Origin of the sequence: Bradyrhizobium sp. WSM471, from assembly GCF_000244915.1 — a bacterium.
Lineage (GTDB): Bacteria > Pseudomonadota > Alphaproteobacteria > Rhizobiales > Xanthobacteraceae > Bradyrhizobium.
In genome coordinates this window covers 1,343,059-1,365,557 of the sequence record NZ_CM001442.1, presented here as the reverse complement: position 1 = coordinate 1,365,557, position 22,499 = coordinate 1,343,059, and the positions used below count along the sequence as shown (strand labels likewise).

The 22,499-nt window shown below is 64.7% G+C and carries 21 protein-coding genes; 12 read left to right on the top strand and 9 right to left on the bottom strand.

The genetic code is table 11. The features are described from left to right. Positions 1-120 precede the first annotated feature (120 nt). The 4 genes from BRA471DRAFT_RS06275 (at position 121) to BRA471DRAFT_RS06260 (ending at position 2,954) form a co-directional block, all read left to right on the top strand. Complete coding sequence (locus BRA471DRAFT_RS06275; RefSeq protein ID WP_007605519.1) at positions 121-1,143, top strand: hypothetical protein; 1,023 nt, start codon at positions 121-123, stop codon at positions 1,141-1,143. 4 nt (positions 1,144-1,147) lie between these two features. Then, entirely contained in the window at positions 1,148-2,176 is a 1,029-nt protein-coding gene (locus BRA471DRAFT_RS06270) for a peptidoglycan -binding protein (RefSeq protein ID WP_007605518.1), read from the top strand. Next, complete coding sequence (locus BRA471DRAFT_RS06265; RefSeq protein WP_007605517.1) at positions 2,176-2,622, top strand: GNAT family N-acetyltransferase; 447 nt, start codon at positions 2,176-2,178, stop codon at positions 2,620-2,622. The genes BRA471DRAFT_RS06270 and BRA471DRAFT_RS06265 overlap by 1 nt, the downstream gene beginning before the upstream one ends. 110 nt (positions 2,623-2,732) lie before the next feature. Next, on the top strand, positions 2,733-2,954 hold the full coding sequence (locus BRA471DRAFT_RS06260; protein ID WP_007605516.1) for a hypothetical protein: 222 nt from the start codon (positions 2,733-2,735) through the stop codon (positions 2,952-2,954). Between the two features lie 356 nt (positions 2,955-3,310). Here the strand turns inward: BRA471DRAFT_RS06260 and BRA471DRAFT_RS06255 are convergent, their stop codons facing one another. After that, positions 3,311-3,880: an Ada metal-binding domain-containing protein gene (locus BRA471DRAFT_RS06255; protein WP_007605515.1), complete on the bottom strand. Its 570-nt coding sequence runs from the start codon at positions 3,878-3,880 to the stop codon at positions 3,311-3,313. Between the two features lie 128 nt (positions 3,881-4,008). Here BRA471DRAFT_RS06255 and BRA471DRAFT_RS06250 point away from each other — a divergent pair, with 128 nt between their 5' ends. Further along, the gene (locus BRA471DRAFT_RS06250) at positions 4,009-4,428 is read left to right on the top strand and encodes a nuclear transport factor 2 family protein (RefSeq protein ID WP_007605514.1); all 420 of its coding nucleotides are present in this window, start codon (positions 4,009-4,011) and stop codon (positions 4,426-4,428) included. 118 nt (positions 4,429-4,546) lie between these two features. Here BRA471DRAFT_RS06250 and BRA471DRAFT_RS06245 read toward each other — a convergent pair whose 3' ends face one another. Both BRA471DRAFT_RS06245 and BRA471DRAFT_RS06240 read right to left on the bottom strand, forming a co-directional pair. Continuing rightward, positions 4,547-4,918 (bottom strand): nuclear transport factor 2 family protein, encoded by a 372-nt coding sequence (locus BRA471DRAFT_RS06245; protein ID WP_007605508.1) that lies wholly within the window; start codon positions 4,916-4,918, stop codon positions 4,547-4,549. A 707-nt stretch (positions 4,919-5,625) separates the two neighbouring features. Next, positions 5,626-7,452 (bottom strand): ABC transporter ATP-binding protein/permease, encoded by a 1,827-nt coding sequence (locus BRA471DRAFT_RS06240; RefSeq protein WP_007605505.1) that lies wholly within the window; start codon positions 7,450-7,452, stop codon positions 5,626-5,628. Between the two features lie 212 nt (positions 7,453-7,664). Between BRA471DRAFT_RS06240 and rpmE the strand changes: the two genes are divergently transcribed. Further along, the gene (rpmE, locus tag BRA471DRAFT_RS06235) at positions 7,665-7,892 is read left to right on the top strand and encodes a 50S ribosomal protein L31 (protein ID WP_007599895.1); all 228 of its coding nucleotides are present in this window, start codon (positions 7,665-7,667) and stop codon (positions 7,890-7,892) included. 154 nt (positions 7,893-8,046) lie between these two features. Here the strand turns inward: rpmE and BRA471DRAFT_RS06230 are convergent, their stop codons facing one another. Together BRA471DRAFT_RS06230 and BRA471DRAFT_RS06225 are read right to left on the bottom strand one after the other, a co-directional pair. Beyond that, positions 8,047-8,556, bottom strand: a complete 510-nt coding sequence (locus BRA471DRAFT_RS06230; RefSeq protein ID WP_007605503.1) for a DUF1465 family protein — start codon at positions 8,554-8,556, stop codon at positions 8,047-8,049. Between the two features lie 558 nt (positions 8,557-9,114). Beyond that, positions 9,115-9,306, bottom strand: a complete 192-nt coding sequence (locus BRA471DRAFT_RS06225) for a DUF1192 domain-containing protein (protein WP_007605502.1) — start codon at positions 9,304-9,306, stop codon at positions 9,115-9,117. Between the two features lie 111 nt (positions 9,307-9,417). On the opposite strand from BRA471DRAFT_RS06225, the gene BRA471DRAFT_RS06220 reads away from it, so the two are divergent. Then, a complete protein-coding gene (locus tag BRA471DRAFT_RS06220) occupies positions 9,418-10,416 on the top strand; it encodes an NAD(P)H-quinone oxidoreductase (protein ID WP_007605500.1) in 999 nt (332 codons plus the stop codon). 154 nt (positions 10,417-10,570) lie between these two features. Next, positions 10,571-13,447 carry an EAL domain-containing protein gene (locus tag BRA471DRAFT_RS06215; RefSeq protein WP_007605498.1) on the top strand — a complete coding sequence of 959 codons (2,877 nt, stop codon included), beginning with the start codon at positions 10,571-10,573 and terminating at the stop codon, positions 13,445-13,447. 175 nt (positions 13,448-13,622) lie between these two features. On the opposite strand, the gene BRA471DRAFT_RS06210 is transcribed toward BRA471DRAFT_RS06215, so the two are convergent. Next, positions 13,623-13,886: a hypothetical protein gene (locus BRA471DRAFT_RS06210; protein ID WP_007605493.1), complete on the bottom strand. Its 264-nt coding sequence runs from the start codon at positions 13,884-13,886 to the stop codon at positions 13,623-13,625. Positions 13,887-14,030: 144 nt separating this feature from the next. Here BRA471DRAFT_RS06210 and BRA471DRAFT_RS06205 point away from each other — a divergent pair, with 144 nt between their 5' ends. Next, positions 14,031-15,527, top strand: coding sequence for a diguanylate cyclase (locus tag BRA471DRAFT_RS06205; protein ID WP_007605488.1), 1,497 nt, complete (start codon positions 14,031-14,033; stop codon positions 15,525-15,527). A gap of 192 nt (positions 15,528-15,719) precedes the next feature. Here BRA471DRAFT_RS06205 and BRA471DRAFT_RS06200 read toward each other — a convergent pair whose 3' ends face one another. Then, positions 15,720-16,595, bottom strand: a complete 876-nt coding sequence (locus BRA471DRAFT_RS06200) for a UTP--glucose-1-phosphate uridylyltransferase (RefSeq protein WP_007599884.1) — start codon at positions 16,593-16,595, stop codon at positions 15,720-15,722. A 203-nt stretch (positions 16,596-16,798) separates the two neighbouring features. Here BRA471DRAFT_RS06200 and BRA471DRAFT_RS06195 point away from each other — a divergent pair, with 203 nt between their 5' ends. Beyond that, complete coding sequence (locus BRA471DRAFT_RS06195; protein WP_198287861.1) at positions 16,799-18,196, top strand: lytic murein transglycosylase; 1,398 nt, start codon at positions 16,799-16,801, stop codon at positions 18,194-18,196. A 189-nt stretch (positions 18,197-18,385) separates the two neighbouring features. Next, on the top strand, positions 18,386-20,074 hold the full coding sequence (locus BRA471DRAFT_RS06190) for an SGNH family hydrolase (protein WP_007605484.1): 1,689 nt from the start codon (positions 18,386-18,388) through the stop codon (positions 20,072-20,074). A 170-nt stretch (positions 20,075-20,244) separates the two neighbouring features. Here BRA471DRAFT_RS06190 and BRA471DRAFT_RS06185 read toward each other — a convergent pair whose 3' ends face one another. Both BRA471DRAFT_RS06185 and BRA471DRAFT_RS06180 read right to left on the bottom strand, forming a co-directional pair. Next, positions 20,245-20,619, bottom strand: a complete 375-nt coding sequence (locus BRA471DRAFT_RS06185; RefSeq protein ID WP_007605483.1) for a CsbD family protein — start codon at positions 20,617-20,619, stop codon at positions 20,245-20,247. 73 nt (positions 20,620-20,692) lie between these two features. Then, positions 20,693-21,430, bottom strand: a complete 738-nt coding sequence (locus BRA471DRAFT_RS06180; RefSeq protein ID WP_007605482.1) for an SDR family NAD(P)-dependent oxidoreductase — start codon at positions 21,428-21,430, stop codon at positions 20,693-20,695. Between the two features lie 98 nt (positions 21,431-21,528). On the opposite strand from BRA471DRAFT_RS06180, the gene BRA471DRAFT_RS06175 reads away from it, so the two are divergent. After that, on the top strand, positions 21,529-22,308 hold the full coding sequence (locus BRA471DRAFT_RS06175) for an SDR family NAD(P)-dependent oxidoreductase (RefSeq protein ID WP_007605481.1): 780 nt from the start codon (positions 21,529-21,531) through the stop codon (positions 22,306-22,308). The last annotated feature ends 191 nt before the right edge of the window (positions 22,309-22,499 follow it).

Sequence of the window (22,499 nt, the reverse complement as noted above, 5' to 3'; positions counted from 1 at the left end):
AAGCCCCGTTTCAACTCTGGGTTCCCCAGCTCTCCCCGAAATCGGCGCATCCGGCGCTTTTTTTGGGCTGGCGCTGTGCCATAGTGCGCCCCGCAAGCAAGTTAACGGATGATACCGGCCATGCCGCCAGGCGCCTCGCCCCGCTCTTCCCTCGACATCGAATACACCAAGCTATCCTCGCCCAGCGTCTTTCTGGTGCGGATGCTTGTCTTTCTGGTGCTCTGCGCCCTGGTGGGGGTGGTGCTCTACAAGCAGATCATCCAGGCCTTCTTCGCCAATCCCGGGCTCAATGCCCTGATCGGCGGCGTGCTGTTCATCGGCATCATCCTGGCCATCCGCCAGGTGATCCGGCTCTACCCCGAGGTCTCCTGGGTCAACAATTTCCGCATTGCAGATCCGGGCCTTGCGCCGGCCCGTCACCCCAAGCTGCTGGCCCCGATGGCGATGATCCTCGGCGGCGAGCGCACCGGGCGGATGTCGATCACCCAGACCACCATGCGGCACCTGCTCGATTCGATCGCGACCCGCCTGGACGAGGCCCGCGACATCTCCCGCTACATGACCGGGCTTCTGGTGTTCCTCGGCCTGCTCGGCACCTTCTGGGGCCTGATCGAGACGGTCGGCTCGGTCGGCAAGGTGATCGACGGGCTCAAGGTCGGGGGCGATTCCGGCGCCCTGTTCGACACGCTGAAGGAGGGGCTGGCCGCTCCGCTCGGCGGCATGGGCATTTCGTTCTCGAGCTCGCTGTTCGGCCTCGCCGGCTCGCTGATCCTGGGCTTCCTCGACCTGCAATCGAGCCAGGCGCAGAACCGTTTCTACACCGATCTCGAAGACTGGCTTGCCACCACCGTGCGCGAATATGGCAACGGCGAGGTGGCTGTCGCCGCCAGCGGTGGCGGCGGCATTGCCAGCGGCGAGCTTCAGGCCGTCGTCGAGCGCTTGCGCTCGGTGCTCGAGGAAGGCAGCGGCAGCCGCGGCACCACCGCGGCGATGGCGAGCCTTGCCGAAGCCATCCAGGCGCTGGTCTCGCACATGCGGACCGAGCAGCAGATGATCCGCGAATGGGCCGACGGCCAGGGCGAGCAGAACCGCGAGATCCGGCGCCTGCTGGAGCGCATCGCGCGTCAGCCCGAGAAGGGTTAGCGACATGGCACTGGCGCGCGGCCGCCGCGGCGATACCTCCTTCAACTACTGGCCCGGCTTCGTCGACGCGCTGTCGACGCTGGTGCTGTCGATCGTGTTCCTGCTGTCGGTGTTCCTGGTCGTGCAGTTCTTCCTGTCACAGGAGGTCACCGGCAAGGACAAGGCCCTGGAGCTGCTCAACGCCAAGATCGCGCAGCTCAACGAGCTGCTGTCGCTGGAGAAACTCGGCAAGCTCACGCTCGACGACCAGGTCTCGTCGCTGAAAGCCGGCCTCGCTTCGGCCGAGAGCGAGCGCGACCGCATCAAGGGGCTCTATGAGGGGCTCGCCGCCGCTGGCAACGACGCGCAAGGCAAGACCTCCGAACTCGGCAAGGCGTTGGACTCCGAAAAGGCGGTTTCGGCCCGCGCGCTGGCGCAGATCGAGGTGCTGAACCAGCAGATCAGCGCGCTGCGGCGGCAATTGGCGGCACTGGAAGAAGCGCTCGACGTCTCCGAGAAGCGCGACAAGGAATCGCAAAATCGAATTGCCGATCTGGGCTCTCGGCTGAATGTCGCCCTGGCGCAGCGGGTGCAGGAATTGTCGCGCTATCGCTCGGAATTCTTCGGCCGCCTGCGCGCCATCCTCGGCAACCGCCCCGACATCCGCATCGTCGGCGACCGCTTCGTGTTCCAGTCCGAAGTGTTCTTCGACACCGGACAGGCGGTGCTGCTGCCCGAAGGCCGCGCCGAGCTCGACACGCTGGCGACCGCGCTGATCGACCTCGACAAGAAGATCCCGAACGAGATCCCCTGGGTGCTGCGCGTCGACGGCCACACCGACGTGCGCCCGGTCAACGGGCCGAACTTCAAGTCGAACTGGGACCTCTCGGCCGCCCGCTCGATCTCGGTGGTGCAGTACCTGATCTCGCTCGGCGTGCCCGCCCAGCGCCTGGTCGCCGCCGGCTTCGGCGAATTCCAGCCGCTCGACACCGCCAACACCGAGGAAGCCTACAAGCGCAACCGCCGCATCGAGCTGAAGCTGACGGAGCGGTAGTGAGCGCCCTCCACCTCCGCCCTTACCGTCCCGAGGACGAGGCCGCCTCCATCGAGCTGTGGCATCGCACCTGGCAGCAGGCCTATCCGCAGATCGACTTCGCGGCCCGCCTGGACTGGTGGCGCGAGCGCTGGCGCAAGGATCTGGTGCCGAAGGCTTCCATCGTGGTCGCGGAGCAGGACGCCGCGCTGACCGGCTTCGTCACCATCGACGGCGACGGCTATCTCGACCAGCTCGTGGTCGATCCCGCGCATTGGGGCTCGGACGCGGCACGGCTGCTGGTGGATGAGGCCAAGCGCCTGTCACCGACAGCGGTGACGCTGCTCGTCAACAAGGACAACAGCCGCGCCATCCGCTTCTACGAGCGCAACGGCTTTGCCCATGCCGGCGACGAGGTGAACCCGACCTCGGGCCGGCCGGTGCTGAAGATGATGTGGCAACCTTAGATTCTGGCGATCTTATTCTGGCGGGCGTGACGCCCGTCACGTCGGGATCCCGGGAGGTCAGCTAGTCGTTGTGCCCGGGAGTTGCGCCGGCAAGCGGATGGAGATGCCCCATGAAACTGAGCGATCTGGCCAAGGGGTCTTCGGTCCTGCTCGGCGTCATCGTCGCCGGATATGTCTCGACCAGCTATGTCGACCAGCGCCTCGTCACGCCGGTCAAGACGACGAGTGCTCCGACGAATGGCCTTGGGCCATCGGCCTGCGTCGGTGAGGACGGGAGCTGGAAGAACTGGCCATGGCCGAATGTGCCGGCGCTGTCGCCGAAGTGTCGATGAGCGGCGCTGTCGCGTAACTCGCCGCGAGGCACTCTCGGCTCAAGCGGAGTTCAAGATCGAACTGCCAGCCTTCGGCTTGGGTGATCGCGCGTTGGCTGTCTTCGCGAAGCCGGATCGACTCCTCGATCGCTCGCTGCGCCCGCTCTAAAAGCTCGAGGGTCTCTTTGCTGAATGGCGGGGCCATGAGGCGCACTCCCGTTGAGGCGGGAGCACAAATCATCTCTCAGGCACCGACGCCTACGGACGAGCCTTTGGCCGGCGATACTCGATTAGGCGCCACATCCGGGGGAACTGCAAGGTTCATCCGCGCGGCTCAGGGGCGCAGGCTGTCAAATCCAACGTTCGCGATGCCTGTCTCACGCGGATACTTTGCGGCGGTGGCGAATGCTGGACGGGGAGCGTCCATAGAGCTCACGAAAGGCGGCGTTGAACCGGCGCACGCTGCCAAAGCCGGCCCGGTAGGCGATCTGGGCCAATTGATCATTTGTCTCGTCGATTAGGCGCTTCGCCCGTTGTACACGCCTGGTCTTTGCTACCTGCTGGGGGCTGGCCGCGACATAGCGCTCGAACAGACGCGCAAGGTGGCGCGAGCTTACCCCGAGCTGATCGGCGAGTGCAGCAACCGAACCGTCGTCCAACGCGCCACCATCGATCAATTTCAAGGCGCGCGCGACTGTCGAGCGCGTGCCATTCCACGCAGCACAGAAGGGCGCGGTCTCCGGACGGCAACGCAAGCAAGGCCGGTATCCCGCAGCTTCGGCAGCCGCCGCAGTTTGATAGTAGGCCACGTTACGGGTCAACGGCTGCTTCACCGGGCAAACGGGGCGGCAGTAGATTCGCGTGGTCCTGACTGCCGTGTAGAAACGGCCGTCATAGCGCGGATCGCGCTGCAAGCGCGCGGTGTTGCATACCTCAAAACTGAGCATGACTCATTTTACCGTAGACCGCCGCCAAAAGAACAGCCTTGGGATGATCAGGTCCGATTCCGGCCAGCGAGTCGATGCGCTTTTCTTATAAGAGAGCCCAGATCCGCTGAGCACTTGGAGAAACAAAGATGAACAGCACGAATCCTAAAGAGATCGTCATCAATGCCTGGAAGACTTTCAAAACCCGTGATGCCAGCTTGATCGCGGAGCTGTTTACTCCCGATGCCGAATGGATCGCGCCGGCCGGAAATGCCACCGCAGTCGCTCTCAAGCACACCGACCACATGATCGGAGCGGACCAAATCGCACGCTTCATTGCCGCGGAAATGCATCATCTGTTCTCGAACGTCGAGATCTCGTTTCTGGGCCTTCATGCCGATGGTGACACTGTGGTCGTCGAGGAGCGGATGCGAGCCACTCTTCCTGGAGGCAAGCCCTACGAGAATGACTATTGCTTCGTCTTCGTCCTTTCGGGCGACCGCATCAAACTGGTTCGCGAATATATGGACACCCGAAAGGGCTGGCAGATGATCTTCGAGCAGCTTTGAAAACTGCTTTGGCTCAGAAGCCGATGTCTATCGGGGGAAGCCAGCGGCGGTTATCGCACTCGGGACCTTGCAAAAAGCGCGTCCTCGCCCCCCAATCCTGCCAAGCATGACCCTCGCATCATTTTTCGATGAAGCCGCCCTTCGTAGCTTTGTGAGGTATGTCCCATCCAAAGTAGACTTCCACCCGAACGATCTTGTCTCCGTGAGCGGTGGTTACCTCACAATTGCGAAACCTGTGACCTCCAGAAGCAGCTGCCTCATAGACGATGACTGCTCGGTTTCCATCCTCGGTCGCGAGAACTTCATCGAACGAACTGGTTTTTTCGCTGTTCGGCCAGCAGCGGCGCAGATAAGTCGCACGATCCAACTCATTGTCGATTGGACTTGAGAAGTGATAATCATCCGCAAGAAGCGCTTCGATCGCTGTCCGATCCTTATCGACGTATGCCTTTAGCCTGGCACGTGCCAGATCGAGGGTGCTTTTCGTCATGCCATTTTTCCTTTTGAAGTTCGACCGAACGAAAGCCGACCGCCATCTCATCGACGAAGAGCTCGGGGGCTAAAGCTGGACGAAGTGCCCTTCCTGTCGGGCCTCATGCCAGGATAGAAGCGACATCAGATAGCTTGAGCCTCTAACAACCTTCGGTAAAATTCGTTGCGGGCTCACGCTGTGCGCGCTTGGCCAGAATTCCGTGACGAAATTTCGAGGCTTCTGTTGGATGTCCGCTAGTGGCCTCTTGCCGGAGGCGGCCCGGAAAGACCGGGGTCAACAAGTCGACGCTCAGCCGCCAGTTCGAGAGCGGCGCGGTGCGGTACGGTCCCACGGTGGAAAAGTTGTCTTGGCTGAAGTGGTTGCGGGTCACGGCGCCGACCGGCCGAACCGAAAGCCGGGAAGGAAACAGCCCGGCCGACCTTGCGATGCGGCAATCCGGATCGTACCGCTCGATCAGATGGACGAATATCCGCTATCGACCGGCTACGAAGGGAGACCATGTAGCGCGACGCTCTCGCCACACGTGATTGCGAGGAGCTCTTGCGACGAAGCAATCCAGAATCTTTCCGGAGAGGCAGTCTGGATTGCTTCGCTGCGCTCGCAATGACGAGATTAAGGGACGTGTTCGCAACAATCTCGCTGTCAGCGCCCGCCTTCGCGGGCGATGACACTGTGAGTGGGGTAGCAGTCCGGGCTACTCCGCCTCACGCCCCCTCGAACTGCAACCTCGCCAGCCTGGCATAGAGCCCGTTCGCGGCCACGAGCTCGGCATGCGTGCCCTGCTCGACGATCCGGCCCTGGTCCATCACCAGGATGCGGTCGCACGACAGGACGGTGGCGAGGCGGTGCGCGATGACGAGCGTGGTGCGGTGGCGCATCAGCTCTTCCAGCGCGGTCTGCACCAGTGTCTCGCTTTCGGCATCGAGCGCGGAGGTGGCTTCGTCCAGCAGCAGCAGCGGTGCATCGCGCAGGATCGCGCGTGCGATCGCGATGCGCTGGCGCTGGCCGCCTGACAGCGTCACGCCGCGCTCGCCGAGCGGGGTGTCGAAACCTTCGGGCAGGCGGCGGATGAACTCGGCGGCGTGCGCGAGCTCGGCCGCGCGCTCGACCTCGGCGTCGGTGGCATCGGGTCGGCCGAAGCGGATGTTGTCGCGGGCGCTGGCCGCGAACACATTCGATTCCTGCGGTACCAGCGCGATGCGCGAGCGGAAATCGCGGGGATCGGCGGATTTGACCGGCACGCCGTCGAGCGAGATCGCGCCGCTGCGCGGATCGTAGAAGCGCAACAGCAGATGAAAGATCGTGCTCTTGCCGGCGCCGGACGGACCGACGATGGCAACCTTCTCGCCGGGGCGCACGGTGAACGAGACGGCATCGAGCACATTGACGTCGCGCCGCGCCGGATAGGCGAAGCTGACGTGGTCGAAGCCGACTTCGCCGCGCGCCGGCACCGGCAGCGCGCGCGGCGAGGTGGGCGCGGTGATGTCGGGCTGCACATGCAGGATCTCGAACAGGCGCTCGGCAGCGCCGGATGCCGCCGAGATCTCGCCCCAGACCTCGCTGAGCTGGCCGAGGCCGGCCGCGGCAAAGGCCGCATAGAGCACGAACTGGCCGAGTCGGCCCGGCGTGATGGTGCCGGTCAGCACGTCGTGCGAACCGATCCAGAGAATCGCGACCACGCTTGCGAACACGATGAAGATGATGATGGCGGTGAGCACGGCACGCGCCTGCGTGGACGTGCGCGCGGCTTCATAGGCCTGCTCGACCTCGCCGCCGAAGCGCCTCTCGGCGAGGCTCTCGCTGGTATAGGCCTGCACGGTGCGGATCGCTCCGACCAGCTCGCTCGCATAGGCGGAGGCCTCGGCCAGCGTGTCCTGCGCATTGCGCGACAGCCGCCGCACCCAGCGCCCGAAGGCGACCAGCGGCAGCACGATCAGGGGAATGGCCAGCAGCACGAAGCCTGACAGCCGCGGGCTGGTGATCACCATCATCGCCGCGGCACCGAAGAACATCATCAGATTGCGCAGCGCGATCGAGACCGAGGCGCCGACGGAGGATTTGATCTGGGTGGTGTCGGCGGTGAGGCGCGACACCAGCTCGCCGCTGCGCGCGGAATCGAAGAAGGCCGGCGAGAGCGAGAGCAGATGGGCGAAGACGTCGCGCCTGAGATCGGCGACGATGCGCTCGCCGATCGTCATCACGAGGTAGTAGCGCGCAGCACTCGCCAGCGCGAGCACGGCGACCACCGCGATCATCACCGAGAAGTAGCTGTTGATCAGCTCGATGCCTTCAGGCGTCAGGCCGAAATCGATCATCCTGCGCACCGCGACCGGCACCAGCAGGGTGGTCAGCGCCGCGATCGTCAGCGCGACAAAGGCCAGCGCCGCCCGGCCGCGATAGCGCGCCACATAGGGCGCAAGCGCCAGCAGCGGCCGCAGCTTCGCGCGGCTCTTCGCCGGCGCCTCGATCAGGTCGGCTTCGATCGACGGGGCTTCCGCGGGCCCGGTTTCAAGCCGTTCAACTGCGCTCATGAGATCCGACCAAAAGACAAAGAGAGGTGCTCCGCTCCAGATAGGCCGGGCGAGCGGGAGTGGCAAATCCGGGATGTCCCTTAGGGGGCCGCCCGGTCCCCTACTAAGGCCCTGCAATGGCTTGTTTTACAGGGCCTCGTGGGGTATAGACCGCGCCAAATCCGTCATTCGATAGCCACTCAAGTGAGGCGCCGGGGCGCCGAGGAATTGCCATGAAAGCCGAAATTCACCCGAACTATCATACGATTAAGGTCGTGATGACCGACGGAACCGAGTACCTGACCCGCTCCACCTGGGGCAAGGAAGGCGACACGCTGAACCTCGACATCGACCCCAAGTCGCACCCGGCCTGGACCGGCGGCAACGCCCAGCTGATGGATCGCGGCGGCCGCGTCTCGCGCTTCCAGAAGAAGTTTTCGGGCTTTCTCAAAAAGGATTGATCCGGCCCCTCGAGGCTGGAGACGAAAACGCCCCCGGAGAGCCGGGGGCGTTTTTTGTTTTCTATCGCTGTCATTCCGGGGCGGCTCGGAGAGCCGAACCCGGAATCTCGAGATTCCGGGTTCGCGCTTCGCGCGCCCCGGAATGACGGAGGCCCTACCGCTCGAACGCCGCCTTCAGCGCGTTGAGATGCGGCACCAGCGGATTGCCGATCGAGGAATGATCGACCGGCGGGGTGTGGATGGTGGTGTCCAGGCGACGCACGCGGGTCTGGAGGCTCATCGAGCGATGGATCAAATCCTGGAGCTGCGACGGCAGCTTCTCGATGGTGTCGGTGGAGCCGGGATCGGCGGCGGAGAGCTTGACCTTGGTTTTTTCGCGATTGGCCTGGCCCAGCGTCATCTCGCCTTCCTTCACGGCGCGGTGCAGCAGCAGCCACGAGGCGAGCTGCATCAGGCGGGTGGTCAGGCGCATGCTCTCGGTCGCATAGGTGAGGCTGACGGCGCGATCGAGCGCCTTGGCCTCGGTACGGCCGGCGCCATCGAGATAGGCCGCGGTCTCCTCGACCAGGTCCATGCCCTCGCGGAACAGGACGCCGAACGCCGCAGAATTGGTGAACCGCTCACTGAGTTGAACGAGAGCGCCTTCGGCTTGCAAACGTTCCATGGTTAACGCCCCTTACGCAACTGTCTGACTGCCCGGCTTGGCGCCGGCTTATGATGAACAAATCATTGCGCGGGCGAGACGCCGAGTCCAGTGACAAGCGCGGATATGGTTTCCGCGGGTCCTTGCCCGGAATTCAACCGGGGCGAGACGCAAAAAGGCGGGAGCTGGGCGCAAAACAAAAAAAGAGCCGCCGGAAAACCGGCGGCTTTGAAAGTTGATAACAGGGAGGCGTCAAACAGAGTGGACAGGAGCCACTCGGTGTCCAAACAAGGACAGTTCCAAGTCATAAACTCGAAAGCTTAATGTGGAGTAAACGAGCGATTATCTTGAGGGTTCGTTAGCCATGTCGGTCAGTGGCCGAGTGGGCTTCTCGTGCCCCGGACGCAGTGCGGCATCAGAAGCGCGTTCACGCGCGTCTTCGACACGCTATGGTGCTGCACTGCTGAGCCGGGGCCCAGGGCCTTTAGCTGACGTGTTTGGAGACGCATGGGTCCCGGCTCTGCGGAGCGTCACTGCGTGACGCACCGCGTCCGGGACACGAGAGTGGAGCGTCGATGCCTACTTCTTGAAAACGCTGTTGGCCGCATCGCGCGAGGCGCGCTTCTTTGTTGCGGCTTCTTCCAATCTTGCGATCTCGCCCTTGAGCAGCGCGATACGCTCGGTCAGTTCCTCCACTGACAAGAGTGAGAGATCCTGTCCGATGTCATGGCTGATCTTCTTGCGCGGACGGTCGTCGTCTTCCATCGCCATCCTTGTTCCTCCTGCGTTCGCATCACAAGCGGCTGAGGCGGTTGCAAGCCTGCACCGCGCTGGCTAAGCAATGGCCTCGTTCCATCCCGCACCTTTGCTCAAGGACACATCATGGACAAGCTGCCCGCGCAAATGACCGTGGTCGCCATCTCGAAACCCGGCGGACCGGAAGTGCTGGTGCCGGAACAGCGGGCGCTGCCGCAGCCCGGCCCCGACGAGATCCTGGTCAAGGTGCAGGCCGCCGGCGTCAACCGGCCCGACGTCGCGCAGCGCTCCGGCGCCTATCCGCCGCCGCCCGGCGCCAGCGACCTGCCCGGCCTCGAGATCGCCGGCGAAGTGGTGGCCGTCGGCAGCAACGCCAAGCGGCACAAGATCGGCGACAAGGTGATGTCGCTGGTCGCCGGCGGCGGCTATGCGCAGTACTGTATCGCCCAGGATGGTCAGGCGATGAGCGTGCCGCCGTCGCTCTCGATCAAGGAAGCCGGCGCACTGCCGGAAACGCTGATGACGGTTTGGCACAACGTGTTCGAGCGCGGCGGCCTGAAGGCCGGCGAGACGCTGCTGATCCATGGCGGCTCTTCCGGTATCGGCACCATGGCGATCCAGCTCGCAAAAGCGTTCGGCGCCAAGGTGATCGTCACCGTGGGATCGCAGGACAAGATCGATGCCTGCCTCAAGCTCGGCGCCGATCGTGCCATCAACTACAAGACGGAAGACTTCGTCGCCGTGGTCAAGGCGGAGACCAACAATGCCGGCGCCAATCTGATCCTCGACATGGTCGCCGGCGACTATGTCGATCGCAACTATGACGCCGCCGCGCTCGACGGCCGCATCGTGCAGATCGCGACCCTCAACGGGCCCAAGGTCACCGTCAACATCGCCAAGGTGATGGTGAAGCGCCTGACCCATACCGGCTCGACGCTGCGCCCCCGTAGTAATGCGGACAAGGCGGCGATGGTGGCCGCGATCGAGGCGAAAGTGATGCCGCTTTTGCGCGAAGGCCGGGTCAAGCCGCTGATGGACAGCACTTTCCCGCTGGAAAAGGCATCCGACGCGCACCGGCGGATGGAGACCTCGGCACATATTGGCAAAATTGTGTTGGAGGTCTAGGCCAACGGCCCACAGGCCAAGCCGGAAACCCTTTGATTTTCCTTGCTTTCGTGGCATCTATCGCGACGCACCGAACCCCCTTGTTCCGTTCGGAAAACGCCGTGCACCGAAGAGCCTGCACCGAAGAGTTTGCGTCGAACGCGGAGAACTGACCTTGCGTCTGATCAGGTGCCTCGCGCCCATAGCGCTGGGCCTCATGATTCTCGTCTGCGCGTTCCCGGCGCGCGCGCTCGACGCTGTCAGCGTCCGCGGTGACGCGCCCGCGATCGACCTCACCGGCGTGCTCGAGCATCAGCGCAGCGACGCCGACCGCATCCAGGTCTCCACCGCGCCCGGCACCGACGGCATCGTCCGCCGCATCGAGGTGCGCGCCCGCGAGGGTGGCCAGAACTGGGTGGTGTTCGCGCTCGCCAACAACACCGACGACCAGCTCGACCGCCTGATCGTCGCCCCGCATTATCGCATCGTCTCCTCGGGGCTGCTCTGGCCCGATCTCGGGCTGTCGCGCATCGCGACCATCACGCCCTCGATCGGCGACCGGCCGGAGCGGCAGGAGAGCCCGACCGCCGACGTCTTCCGCATCACCCTCGATCCCGGCGCCGTCGTCACCTTCGTCGCGGAGCTGCGCACCGACAAGCTGCCGCAGCTCTATCTGTGGGAGCCGGAATCCTACAAGGACAAGGTCAACTCGTTCACGCTGTACCAGGGCATCGTGATCGGCATCTCCGGCTTGCTGGCGCTGGTGCTGACCATCCTGTTCGTGGTCAAGGGCAGCATCATGTTCCCGGCCGCCGCGGCGCTGGCCTGGGCGGTGCTGGTCTATATCGGGGTCGATTTCGGCTTCTGGGGCAAGGTGCTCGACATGTCGAACAACGCCGAGCGCATCTGGCGCGCGGCGGGTGAGGCGATCCTGGCGGCGACGCTGCTGGTGTTCCTGTTCGCCTATCTCAATCTCAGTCGATGGCACGTGCGCTATTCCCATATCACGGTGGGCTGGCTCGCGTTCCTGGGCTCTCTCGTTGCGCTGGCCCTGTTCGACCCCGCGGTGGCCTCCGGCATCGCGCGCATCTCGCTGGTGCTGATTGCCTTCGCCGGCTTCGCGCTGATCGTCTATCTCTCCACCCATGGCTTCGACCGCGCGGTGCTGCTGATCCCGACCTGGTTCCTGCTGGTGGTCTGGGTGGTCGCGGCCGGCATGACCGTCGCAGGCTCCGTCACCAACGACATCGTCGGCCCCGCTCTGCTCGGCGGCCTCGTGCTGATCGTGATGCTGATCGGCTTCACGGTGATGCAGCATGCGTTCGCCGGCGGCGGCGCCACCACCGGCGTCGTCTCCGACATCGAGCGCCGCGCGCTGGCGCTGGCCGGATCCGGCGATTTGATCTGGGACTGGGACGTTTCCGCCGACAAGGTCTTCACCAGCCCCGAGACCGAGGCCCTGCTCGGCCTCAAGCGCGGCACACTGGAAGGCCCGGCCGCGTCCTGGCTGGAAGTGCTGCACCCGCTCGACCAGGACCGTTTCCGCGCCGCGCTCGACAGCGTGCTCGACCAGCGCCGCGGCCGCCTGGTGCAGGATTTCCGCCTGCGCACGCCGGACGGTCACTTCATGTGGTTCGCGCTGAAGGCGCGCCCGGTGGTCGGCTCCGACGGCGAGGTCTCGCGCGTGGTCGGTACCCTCACCGACGTCACCGAGCTGCGCAACGCCGAGGAGCGCCTGCTGCACGATTCCGTGCATGACAATCTCACCGGCCTGCCCAACCGAAAGCTGTTCATGGACCGGCTCGGCGCCGTCGCGCATTTCGCCAAGACCATGCCGACGCTGCGGCCGACGCTGATGGTGATCGACCTCGACCGCTTCAAGCAGGTCAACGATTCCGTCGGCATCGCGGTTGGCGATTCCATCCTGCTGACCTTGGCCCGCCGCCTCACCCGCATCCTGAAGCCGCAGGATACGCTGGCGCGGCTCGCCGGCGACCAGTTCGGCCTGATCCTGCTCTCGGAGCAGGACCCCGCCCGCATCACCGCCTTCGCCGAGACCATCCGCAAGACCATCCGCGCGCCGATCGCCTTCAACGAACGCGAGATCTTTCTCACCGCCTCGATCGGCCTCGCCTTGTCCGATCCGCAGGTTCAGCTCACGGACGAGATCATCAAGGACGCCGAGCTCGCGATGTATCACTCCAAGCGCATCGGCGGCGACCGCATCGACGTCTACAAGTCCGCGATGCGCGCGCGAAAAACCGACCGGCTGACGCTGGAGAGCGAACTGCGCCGCGCCATCGAGCGGCAGGAGCTCACGATCCTGTACCAGCCGATCGTACGGCTCGAAGACCGCTCCGTCGCCGGCTTCGAGGCGCTGGTGCGCTGGGATCATCCCAAGCTCGGACGCATGGCGCCGTCGGAATTCATCACCATCGCGGAAGAGACCGGCCTGATCATCGACCTGGGCATGTTCGTGCTCGACCAGACCGCCAAGCAGCTCTCGATTTGGCAGCGCGCGATGCGCTCGCGCGAGCCGATCTTCGCATCGGTCAACGTCTCCTCGCGGCAATTGCTGCGCCACGATCTGATCCACGACATCCGCACCGTGCTGTCGCGCTCCTCTGTCGCGCGCGGCACGTTGAAGCTGGAACTGACGGAATCGCTGGTGATGGAAAATCCGGAGCACGCGGCGCAGATGCTGACGCGGATCCGCGAACTCGGCACCGGGCTGTCGCTCGACGATTTCGGCACGGGCCATTCCTCGCTGGCCTATCTGCAGCGCTTCCCGTTCGACACCATCAAGATCGACCAATCCTTCGTGCGCACCACCACCCGCGGCACCCGCCCGGTGATCCTGAAGTCGATCATCGCGCTCGCGCACGACCTCGGCATGGACGTGGTCGCCGAAGGTGCCGAGACCGATTCCGACGCGGTCGAGCTCTACCAGATGGGCTGCGAATACGCGCAAGGATTTGCCTTCGGCGAACCCATGGACGCCGACGCCGCGATGCGCCTGCTCACGGAAGTGCGCCTGGAAGCGGCGAGCTGATCCTTCTCCCCTTCTCCCCTTGTGGGAGAAGGTGGCGCGAAGCGCCGGATGAGGGGTTGTCTCTACGAATTGAAACGCTGACGTGAGGACAGAGACCCCTCACCCGTCTCGCCGCTACGCGGCGAGCCACCCTCTCCCACAGGGGGAGAGAGGAAGAGCGCACCTCTCCTCGATATCAACGCCGCCGGTCACTCTTCCGCTTCGTGAACCGCACGCTCTCGCCGTCCGGCATCCGCATCGCCACGAAGCCCGCGGCGAGGCAGGCTTCGCGCTGCGGCATCTGGATGTCCGGGCTGCGCAGAGTGTCCCACCATGAGGCACGATTCGCCGCGCGCGGCAGGGCCGCGCCGATGATCTCTTCGATCTGTTCATAGGTCAGCACGAATTCCGCCTGCTTCTGCCGCATCAGATAATCGCGCAACGCGTCGTAGTCGTTCACCGCTGTCCTCTTCGCTGGTCGAAGTCCCGCTTTGCCCAAAACCGTCAGCCGCGGAAACCAATTTTTAACTCATTCCGGCAGCGCCGTCCCGGCTTAAACACTGCTCAAGCTTTCGGGCGCATTCACTAATGTCGGGAGCAAACGATGTTGTCTCGATGGCGCGACGTCACGGCCCGCCGGCCATGGCGGCTTTCGGCGAAGCTGCTGATCATCTCGTCCGTGGTGACGGTGATCGGCTTTTCCGCCATTTGCGTCAACGTCATGCTGGACATGCGCCACGGCGAGGAGGCGCTCGCCCGCCAGACCTTGGAAAACCTGGCGACGACCATCGACTCCGACATCAGCCGCAACATCGAGATCTACGACCTGGCCCTCAAGGCGGTCGCCAGCAACATGCTGCTGCCGGAGATCGCCACGGTCTCGAAGCCGATCCGTCAGCTCATCCTGTTCGACCATGCGACCACGGCGAGGCATTTCGGCGCGATCCAGGTGTTCGACGCCGAGGGCAGGCTGACCATCGACGCTTCCACGCTCGATCCCGTTGCCGAAAACCGCATCGACGAGGATTACTTCAAGGTCCATCGCGATAATCCGCAAGCCGGGCTCTTCATCAGCCGGCCGATGCTGTTCCGCGGCGCCTATTCGATCGTGCTGAGCCGGCGCATCAGCGACACCGACGGCGGCTTCCTCGGCGTCGTCGCCGGATCGATCCGCTTCAGCTATTTCCACGAATTGTTCGAGCGGCTGAGCCTCGATCCCGACGACACCATCACCGTGCTCAAGCGCGACCGTACCGTCATGATGCGGCGGCCGTTTGATCTCGATGTGATCGGCACGAATCTGGCCGCCCGGCCGGTCTGGAAGGCCGATAATCTGAAGGTCGGCGGCGCATTCGCCGGACAGGGGCCGATCGACGGCACGCCGCGGCTCTATGTCCGCAGCAGTGGGACCAGCCCACTATTCGTGGTGGCGGGCAAACCGCTCGCCGCCGTGTTCGAGCTCTGGCAGAGGGAAGCCTACCGCATCGGCGCCGTGGTCCTGGCGCTCAGCCTGTTCATGCTGGCATCGACGCTGGTGCTCGCGCGCGAGATCGGCCGGCGCGCCGAGGCCGAGCGCAAGCTCGAGGAGATGGCGACGACCGACGCGCTCACCGGCCTGAAGAACCGCCGCAAGTTCGACCAGGTGATCGACGTCGAATGGCGCCGCGCGATGCGGCAGCAGACGCCGATCGCGCTCTTGATGATCGATGCCGATCACTTCAAGGCCTACAACGACACGTTCGGCCATCAGGCCGGCGACCAGGTGCTGGTCGGCATCGCCATCTGCATTTCCGATTCGGTGAGCCGCGCCGGCGACTGCGCCGCGCGCTATGGCGGCGAGGAATTCGCCGTGCTGCTGCCGGGTACTTCGGTCACCGACGCCCTCACAGTGGCCGAGAAGATCCGCGCCAAGGTGCAGGGATGGTCCGACGACCACACGAACTCGACGGTGTCCTGCGGCATCGCGAGTCTCGTTCCCACCGCCGGAATGGACTGGCCGCTCCTGGTCGCCGCCGCCGACAAGGCCCTCTACGCCGCAAAAGCCGGCGGCCGCAACCAGTCGGTGGTCGCAAGCCCGCCGAAGCTGTCGCTGGTGGCGTGAGTCTCGGCATCGGAGCGTGTCGCTCGCCACAACTTCAGTGTCGTCCCGGCGAAGGCCGGGACCCATACCGCGAGGTCTATCGATCGCAAACCGATAGAAGTACCGAACGACGAGTCTTCGCCAAACTGCTCCCTGGGGGTATGGGTCCCGGCCCCCCGTGCGCAATTGCGCACTAGGCCGGGACGACAGAGACTACTGCCCCAAATACTTCTTCATTTCCGCAATGAGCCCGTCACGCAGTTCCGGCCGCTTCAGGCCGTAGGCGATGTTGGCGCGGAGGAAGCCGGGCTTGGAGCCGCAATCGTGGCGCTCGCCCTCGAACTCGACGCCGTAAAATTTTTGCGATCTGGCGAGGCCGATCATGGCGTCGGTGAGCTGGATCTCGCCGCCGGCGCCGCGCTCCTGGGTCTCCAGGATCTTGAAGATCTCCGGCTGCAGGATGTAGCGGCCGGTGATCGAGAGGTTGGATGGCGCGGTGCCCTTGGCCGGCTTCTCGACCATGCCGTCGACCTCGAACATCTTGCCGGTGCGTTTGCCGACGCCGCAGATGCCGTATTGATGGGTCAGATGATCGGGCACCGGCTCGACCGCGATGACGTTGGATTTTTCCCCGAGCTTGCTGGCGGTGTCGATCATCTGCTTCAGGCAGCCGGGCGAATTGAGCACGAGTTCGTCGGGCAGCACGACCGCGAACGGTTCGTTGCCGACGATGTCGCGCGCGCACCAGACCGCGTGACCGAGGCCGAGCGGCGCCTGCTGGCGGGTGAAGCTGACGGCGCCGGCTTCGGGCTGGTTCTGCGCTAGAACGTCCTGCTCGGTCTTCTTGCCGCGCGCGGCCAGCGTCGCATCGAGCTCGAACATCCGGTCGAAATGATCTTCGATGACGCTTTTGTTGCGGCCGGTGACGAAGATGAAGTGCTCGATGCCGGCTTCCCTGGCCTCGTCATAGACGTACTGGATCAGCGGCTTGTCGACGATCGTCAGCATTTCCTTCGGCATCGCCTTGGTGGCGGGCAGGACACGGGTGCCGAGGCCGGCAACGGGAAATACGGCTTTGCGGATTTTCATGGGATTGATCGAATACCTGAGGAACACGTGAAGGGAGCAATGCCATCTTGCTAGCTTGTTTGCAGCCGCCAACAAAGGCGGATGTGGGGCCTCATCCTCACAGAGTTAAGAAAAAGGCCACCATCAAAATTTCACCTTTGTTAAGCTGTTGGCAACCGTAACCAGGCCTCCTGAGGGCGGATTTTGGCCAGACGGGTGAGGACATGATGCAATCAATGGCAGAGCTGGCGAAACGGGGCGGGTCCGTGATCGGTGCGACGATGATTGCGGCCGCCCTGCTGTTCCCGCTTCCCGCCCGCGCACAGGCTCAGAACGGTCTGTCCAATCTGTTCGGCGGTATTTTCTCCGGCCCGAACCCGGCGCCTTCGCAAGCAGCGCCCGGGCCCGGCGGCGCTCAAACGGGAGTTCAACCCTGGACCGGCGAGGACGGCGCCTCCGGCCATCCGCTGATGACAGCCGCCGCGATCCGGGAGGCCGCGGGTAACTTCAACAATTGCGTCGCAGGCATGTGGCCCGATGCCGCACGGCGCGGTATCACGCCGGAAAATTTCCAGCGCTTCACGGCAGGCCTCGCGCCCGATCTGCGCATCATGGACCTCATGGACTCGCAGCCCGAGTTCACCAAGTCGATCTGGGATTATCTCGACATCCTCGTGAACGACAACCGCCTCGCCAAGGGCCGCGAGGTCCTGGCCAAATACAAGGCGCAGTTCGACGCCACTGAAAAAGCCACCGGCGTCGACCGCTACATCATCGCCTCGATCTGGGGCATCGAGTCCAACTACTCGACGCAGATGGGCGACCGCAGCGTGCTGCAATCGACCGCGACGCTCGCCTGCATCGGGCGCCGCCAGGCCTACTTCAAGGACGAATTCCTCTCGGCGCTGGAGATCCTCAACCGCGGCGATCTCAGGCCCGAACAATTGCGCGGTTCCTGGGCCGGCGCCTTCGGTCCGACCCAGTTCATGCCGACCGCGTTCAAGCGCTTCGCCGTGGACGGCGACGGTGACGGCCGGCGTGACGTCGTCGACAATCCCTCCGACCTGATCGCGTCGACCGCCAACAATCTGAAGAAGGACGGCTGGCAGGCCGGCCAGACCTGGGGCTATGAGGTCGTGGTGCCCCAGGGCTTCAACTACATGCTGGCGGATCGCGCCAAGGCGATGACGGTGGCGCAATGGGAAAAGCTCGGCCTCAAGCGCCCGGCCAACCAACCGTTCCCGCATCCAACCGAGAAGGCCTATCTGCTGGCGCCGGCCGGTGCCCAGGGGCCGGGCTTCCTGATGCTGCAGAATTTCCGCGTGATCATGAAGTACAACCCGGCCGAGGCCTATGCGCTGGCGATCGGCCATTTCGCCGATCGCCTCCGCGGCGGCCAGCCCTTCGTGCAGCCTTGGCCGCGGCAGGAACGGGAATTGTCCCGCACCGAGCGGCTGGAACTGCAGCAGCTTCTGGCCCAGCGCGGCTTCTACAAGGGCACCCCGGACGGCCAGTTCGGCGGCCAGACCCGGGAGGCCCTGCGCAGCTTCCAGGCCTCGATCGGGGTCCCCGCGGACGGATTTGCCTCCTCCGACGCGCTGGAAAGGCTGCGCGGGCGGTAAAATCGCGCTGAAAGTAACCCTGAACAGGGATTTTGGCCGGCAGCCTTGACCGGGACGGCGGTTCACCGTGTATGGGCCGAGGGTCCCAGTATCTGAAGAGAATCCGAAAAGAGAATCTGCCCGTTTGGCGCCCGATTCCGTTATTATATTCGAGCCTGTCCCGATCCCCATTGCACGTGCCGAGATCGCATGTCGAAGAAGTCCCTATTCAAGGTGCTGACCGAGACCGGCCCGCTGATCGCGCTGGGGACGGCGCTTGCGATTCTGGTCTCGGTCGCGGGACCCGCCTCGGCGCAGTTCTTCAACTTCCCCGGCTTCGGCGGCCCGCCGCAGCGCGCGGCTCCGCCGCCGCCGCGGAACGGCGGAGGTGGAGGCGGCGGATGGTTCGGCGGCGACTTCTTCGCGCCGTTCCAGCAGCAACAGCCGCAAGCACCGCGTCAGGACTTTTCGCGCGCGCCGGCGCCGGCCAAGCGCGACACCATTCCCGACAGGAACGTGCTGGTGATCGGCGACGCCATGGCCGACTGGCTCGCCTATGGCCTGGAGGACGCCTACACCGAGCAGCCCGACATGGGCGTGATCCGCAAGCACAAGACCACGTCCGGCCTGATCAAGTATCAGCCCAAGGGTGAGCCCTCGGACTGGACCGCTGCTGCGAAGGGCATTCTCGAGACCGAGAAGCCCGACGTGATCGTGGTGATGCTCGGCCTCAACGACCGCATTGCGATCCGCGAGGCGGCAGCACCTGAGAAATCGGACAAGGCGACGGACAAGGACAAAAAGAACGACAAGGGCGCACGCGGCAAACCACCGGCCAAGCCCGGCGATGCCAAACCCGGCGACACCGCGGCGAAGCCTGACGACAAGCCGGCCGATGCCGACCTGCCGCAGGATGATGCCGACAACGCCGACGCACCGGCGGTCGCGGCGCCCGAGAAGACTGCGCGCAACCCGAACGGCCTCTACGAATTCCGCGACGAGCGCTGGGTCGAGCTCTACGGCAAGAAGATCGAGGAGCTCGCCAACGTCCTCAAGTCCAAGGGCGTGCCGGTGCTCTGGGTCGGCCTGCCCGCGATCCGCGGTCCCAAGGGCACCGCGGACATGCTGTTCCTGGATTCGCTCTATCGCGAAGGCGCGGCCAAGGCCGGCATCACCTACGTCGACGTCTGGGACGGCTTTGTCGACGAGGCCGGCCGCTTCCTGCAGAAGGGCCCGGACTTCGAAGGCCAGATCCGTCAGCTCCGCAGCGGTGACGGCGTCTATTTCACGAAACCCGGCGCGCGCAAGCTCGCCCACTATGTCGAGCGCGAGATCACCCGCCTGCTCGCCGGGCGCTCCGGCCCGATCGCGCTGCCGAGCGAGCCGGCGACCCCCGACACCAGTGCCGAACCCGGCAAGCCCGCGCCGCGGCCGCTGGCCGGCCCGATCGTCCCGCTGGTTGCGGCCTCGATCTCGACCGATCAATTGCTAGGTGGGCCGGGCTCGCGTCCTGCCGCCGTCGATGCGCTCGCTGCGAAGACGATGGTGAAGGGCGAGCCACTGGCTGCGCCCGCCGGCCGTGCCGACGATTATGCCTGGCCGCGCCGCGAAGTCGGCCGCGAGCAGGCCAAGGGCGATACGCCGGTCGCCGCGACGACGCCCGATGGCGGTACGCCGGGTGCGGCCGCAGCGATCGCTCCACCAAAGCTTGCGCCGAAGAAGCCACCGGCGCCGCAGCAACCGGCACAGGCCGCGCCATCGATGCGCGATTTCTTCGGCTTTGGCTCGCCGCCGCCCCCGCCGCGTCAATTGGCACCGGCGCCGCGCAATCCGAATCCCAACCCGGCGATCCCGCGTCCGCCTGGCAATGTCGGGCGATCGGCGGAAGTGTTCCGATAATTTTTCTAAGCTGAGGTCTCGTGTCCCGGACACGCTGCAGCGTGAAACGCTGCTGCGCAGAGCCGGGACCCAGCACGTCCGACAGTCACAAAAAGAATCGGCCCCGGCTCAGCAATGCGGCGTTTACACGCCGCATTGCGTCCGGGGCACGAGAGATCGAGTTACAGCAACTAGCCGTAATAGCGCCAGCGCGGCGGCTGACGGCGGGCGGGGCGCGCCATCAGCAGCGCGAGGGCAAAGCCGATGCCGCCCGCGACCAGCAGTGCGCCAAGCGGGTTGTCCTGCACCTTCTGGGCAATCGCCTGCGAGCCGTCGCGCAAGGTTTCGGCCGGCTTGTCGTAGGCGTCCTTGGCATAGCTGGCCGCGGTGTCCGTGGCGTCACGTACGGCATCCTTGGCCTGGCCGTAGAGATTTTGCACCGTGCCGGCGGCCTCACGCGCCTTGCCCGACGCCTGTGTCTGTGTATCGCTGGCCATGTCTCCGATGGCGCCTTCCGCGCGTCCGGCGAATTCCTTGGCCGATCCGACAATCCGATCCTTATCCATGATGCTCCTCCTCGGGGGTCAGCCCAAGTAACCGATCAGGAGCGGCACAGTTCCATCTGACTTGAAATTGGACTCAAAGAATAAGCCCGCCGTCGACGACCAATGTCTGGCCGATGATGTAGGACGACAGCGGCGATGCAAGAAACAGCGCCGCGCCCGCCATGTCAGCCGGCGTGCCCAATCGCCGCAGCGGAATGCGTGAAAGTGCACCTTCGAGCCGCTTGGGATTGTCGGTCGTGACCTTGGTCATCTTGGTATCGACAAGACCGGGCGCGATGCCGTTGACGCGGATACCATCTTCGGCCCAGGCCTCGCCCAGCGTCCGTGTCAATCCGACCGCGCCGGTCTTCGACGCGTTGTAAGCGGGATTGCCCATGGTGGAATGATAGGCCGCGGTCGAGGACACCATGATCAGCGATCCCCGCGCGTCCCGCAGCATGGAATGAAAGCGCGTGGCACAGGCCATCAGGCTCATCAAATTGACCTCGACGACCTTGCGAAAGCCCGCCATCTCGAACTCGCCGCGGCGATAGAGCACCGCACCCTGCGCGAGCACCAAAATATCGAGCCGATCGAACGGCGGCTTGAACGCTTCGACCGCTCCGGCATTGCCGACGTCGAGCTGCGCGTAGGAGAGACCGGTGAGATCCGAGCCCTCCTCTTGCGAATATTCCTTCGCGTGGGCACGCGTGCCGCAGACCGCAACTTGCGCGCCCCTGACACGAAAGGCTTGCGCAATACCGTTGCCGATGCCGCTGGATCCGCCGACAACCAGCACCTGCTTGCCTGAGAAATCGAGCTCGTTCGTCATTGCTGGCCTCCCCGATCGTCTTGCTTGTTTGACCTGTCTGCGGATCGATGCCAGCCTTGTCAATCACAACAAGAACAAGCAAGGCACGAGGAAACAGCATGTCCGATTTCAAGCAGCTCAGCCGATCCGTGAAGGGCCTGACCGTTCTCGTCACCGGCGCGGCCAGCGGCATGGGACGCGCGACGGCACGCGTGTTCGCCGCTGAGGGCGCCAACGTCGCCGTCACCGATTATGACCAGCAGGGCGCGCTGGCCGTCGCGAACGAGATCGCGGCAAGCGGCGGAGCCGCGAAAGCCTGGAAGCTCGACGTTGCCGACGGCGATGAGATCAAGCGCGTGGTCGGCGACGTCGCCGCGCATTTCGGCGGGCTCGACATCATCGTCAACAATGCCGGCATCTCCGTGCGCGTCGCGATCGACGACGAGGCCTATGAGGACGCATGGGCCAGGGGCCTCGCGGTGATGCTGACGGCGCATCCGCGCATCATCCGCGCCGCGCTGCCTCACTTGCGCAAGTCGAACAGCCCACGCATCGTCAACATCGCCTCGACCGAGGCGCTCGGCGCCACCGCATTGCACAGCCCCTATTCAGCGGCGAAGGGCGGCGTCGCCAGCCTCACCCGTTCGCTCGCAGTGGAGCTCGGCCGCGAAGGGATCACCGTCAATTGCATCTGCCCGGGGCCGGTCCGCACCGCCATCACCGACCGGATCTCGGAAGAGCACAAGACCATCTACGCCAGACGCCGCACGGCGCTGGGCCGCTACGGCGATCCCGAGGAAGTCGCGCACATGACGCTGAGCCTGTGCCTGCCGGCAGCGTCCTTCCTCACCGGTGCGGTCATCCCCGTCGATGGCGGCCTGATGGCGCGCAACGCGTGAGCGGCATCAAAGGGCGGTAGCCCGGATGGAGCGCAGCGCAATCCGGGCTTCTCACCTCGCGGGAAGACTCCCCCGGATTGCGCTTCGCTCCATCCGGGCTACGGGCAGCCATGCGCGCCCAGCGTTGACATCGCCTGTTACGGGAGTAACTTTTTCCACGACAGAGCGGGACCAACCGCTCGCACGCCCGG

Coding starts and splice junctions, on each gene's coding strand:
- BRA471DRAFT_RS06205 (WP_007605488.1), top strand. CDS start 14,031: ATGTTGTCTCGATGGCGCGACGTCACGGCCCGCCGGCCATGGCGGCTT.
- BRA471DRAFT_RS06230 (WP_007605503.1), bottom strand. CDS start 8,556: ATGGAACGTTTGCAAGCCGAAGGCGCTCTCGTTCAACTCAGTGAGCGG.
- BRA471DRAFT_RS06175 (WP_007605481.1), top strand. CDS start 21,529: ATGTCCGATTTCAAGCAGCTCAGCCGATCCGTGAAGGGCCTGACCGTT.
- rpmE (WP_007599895.1), top strand. CDS start 7,665: ATGAAAGCCGAAATTCACCCGAACTATCATACGATTAAGGTCGTGATG.
- BRA471DRAFT_RS06240 (WP_007605505.1), bottom strand. CDS start 7,452: ATGAGCGCAGTTGAACGGCTTGAAACCGGGCCCGCGGAAGCCCCGTCG.
- BRA471DRAFT_RS06195 (WP_198287861.1), top strand. CDS start 16,799: ATGATGCAATCAATGGCAGAGCTGGCGAAACGGGGCGGGTCCGTGATC.
- BRA471DRAFT_RS06180 (WP_007605482.1), bottom strand. CDS start 21,430: ATGACGAACGAGCTCGATTTCTCAGGCAAGCAGGTGCTGGTTGTCGGC.
- BRA471DRAFT_RS06190 (WP_007605484.1), top strand. CDS start 18,386: ATGTCGAAGAAGTCCCTATTCAAGGTGCTGACCGAGACCGGCCCGCTG.
- BRA471DRAFT_RS06275 (WP_007605519.1), top strand. CDS start 121: ATGCCGCCAGGCGCCTCGCCCCGCTCTTCCCTCGACATCGAATACACC.
- BRA471DRAFT_RS06185 (WP_007605483.1), bottom strand. CDS start 20,619: ATGGATAAGGATCGGATTGTCGGATCGGCCAAGGAATTCGCCGGACGC.
- BRA471DRAFT_RS06250 (WP_007605514.1), top strand. CDS start 4,009: ATGAACAGCACGAATCCTAAAGAGATCGTCATCAATGCCTGGAAGACT.
- BRA471DRAFT_RS06220 (WP_007605500.1), top strand. CDS start 9,418: ATGGACAAGCTGCCCGCGCAAATGACCGTGGTCGCCATCTCGAAACCC.
- BRA471DRAFT_RS06200 (WP_007599884.1), bottom strand. CDS start 16,595: ATGAAAATCCGCAAAGCCGTATTTCCCGTTGCCGGCCTCGGCACCCGT.
- BRA471DRAFT_RS06260 (WP_007605516.1), top strand. CDS start 2,733: ATGAAACTGAGCGATCTGGCCAAGGGGTCTTCGGTCCTGCTCGGCGTC.
- BRA471DRAFT_RS06245 (WP_007605508.1), bottom strand. CDS start 4,918: ATGACGAAAAGCACCCTCGATCTGGCACGTGCCAGGCTAAAGGCATAC.
- BRA471DRAFT_RS06270 (WP_007605518.1), top strand. CDS start 1,148: ATGGCACTGGCGCGCGGCCGCCGCGGCGATACCTCCTTCAACTACTGG.
- BRA471DRAFT_RS06255 (WP_007605515.1), bottom strand. CDS start 3,880: ATGCTCAGTTTTGAGGTATGCAACACCGCGCGCTTGCAGCGCGATCCG.
- BRA471DRAFT_RS06225 (WP_007605502.1), bottom strand. CDS start 9,306: ATGGCGATGGAAGACGACGACCGTCCGCGCAAGAAGATCAGCCATGAC.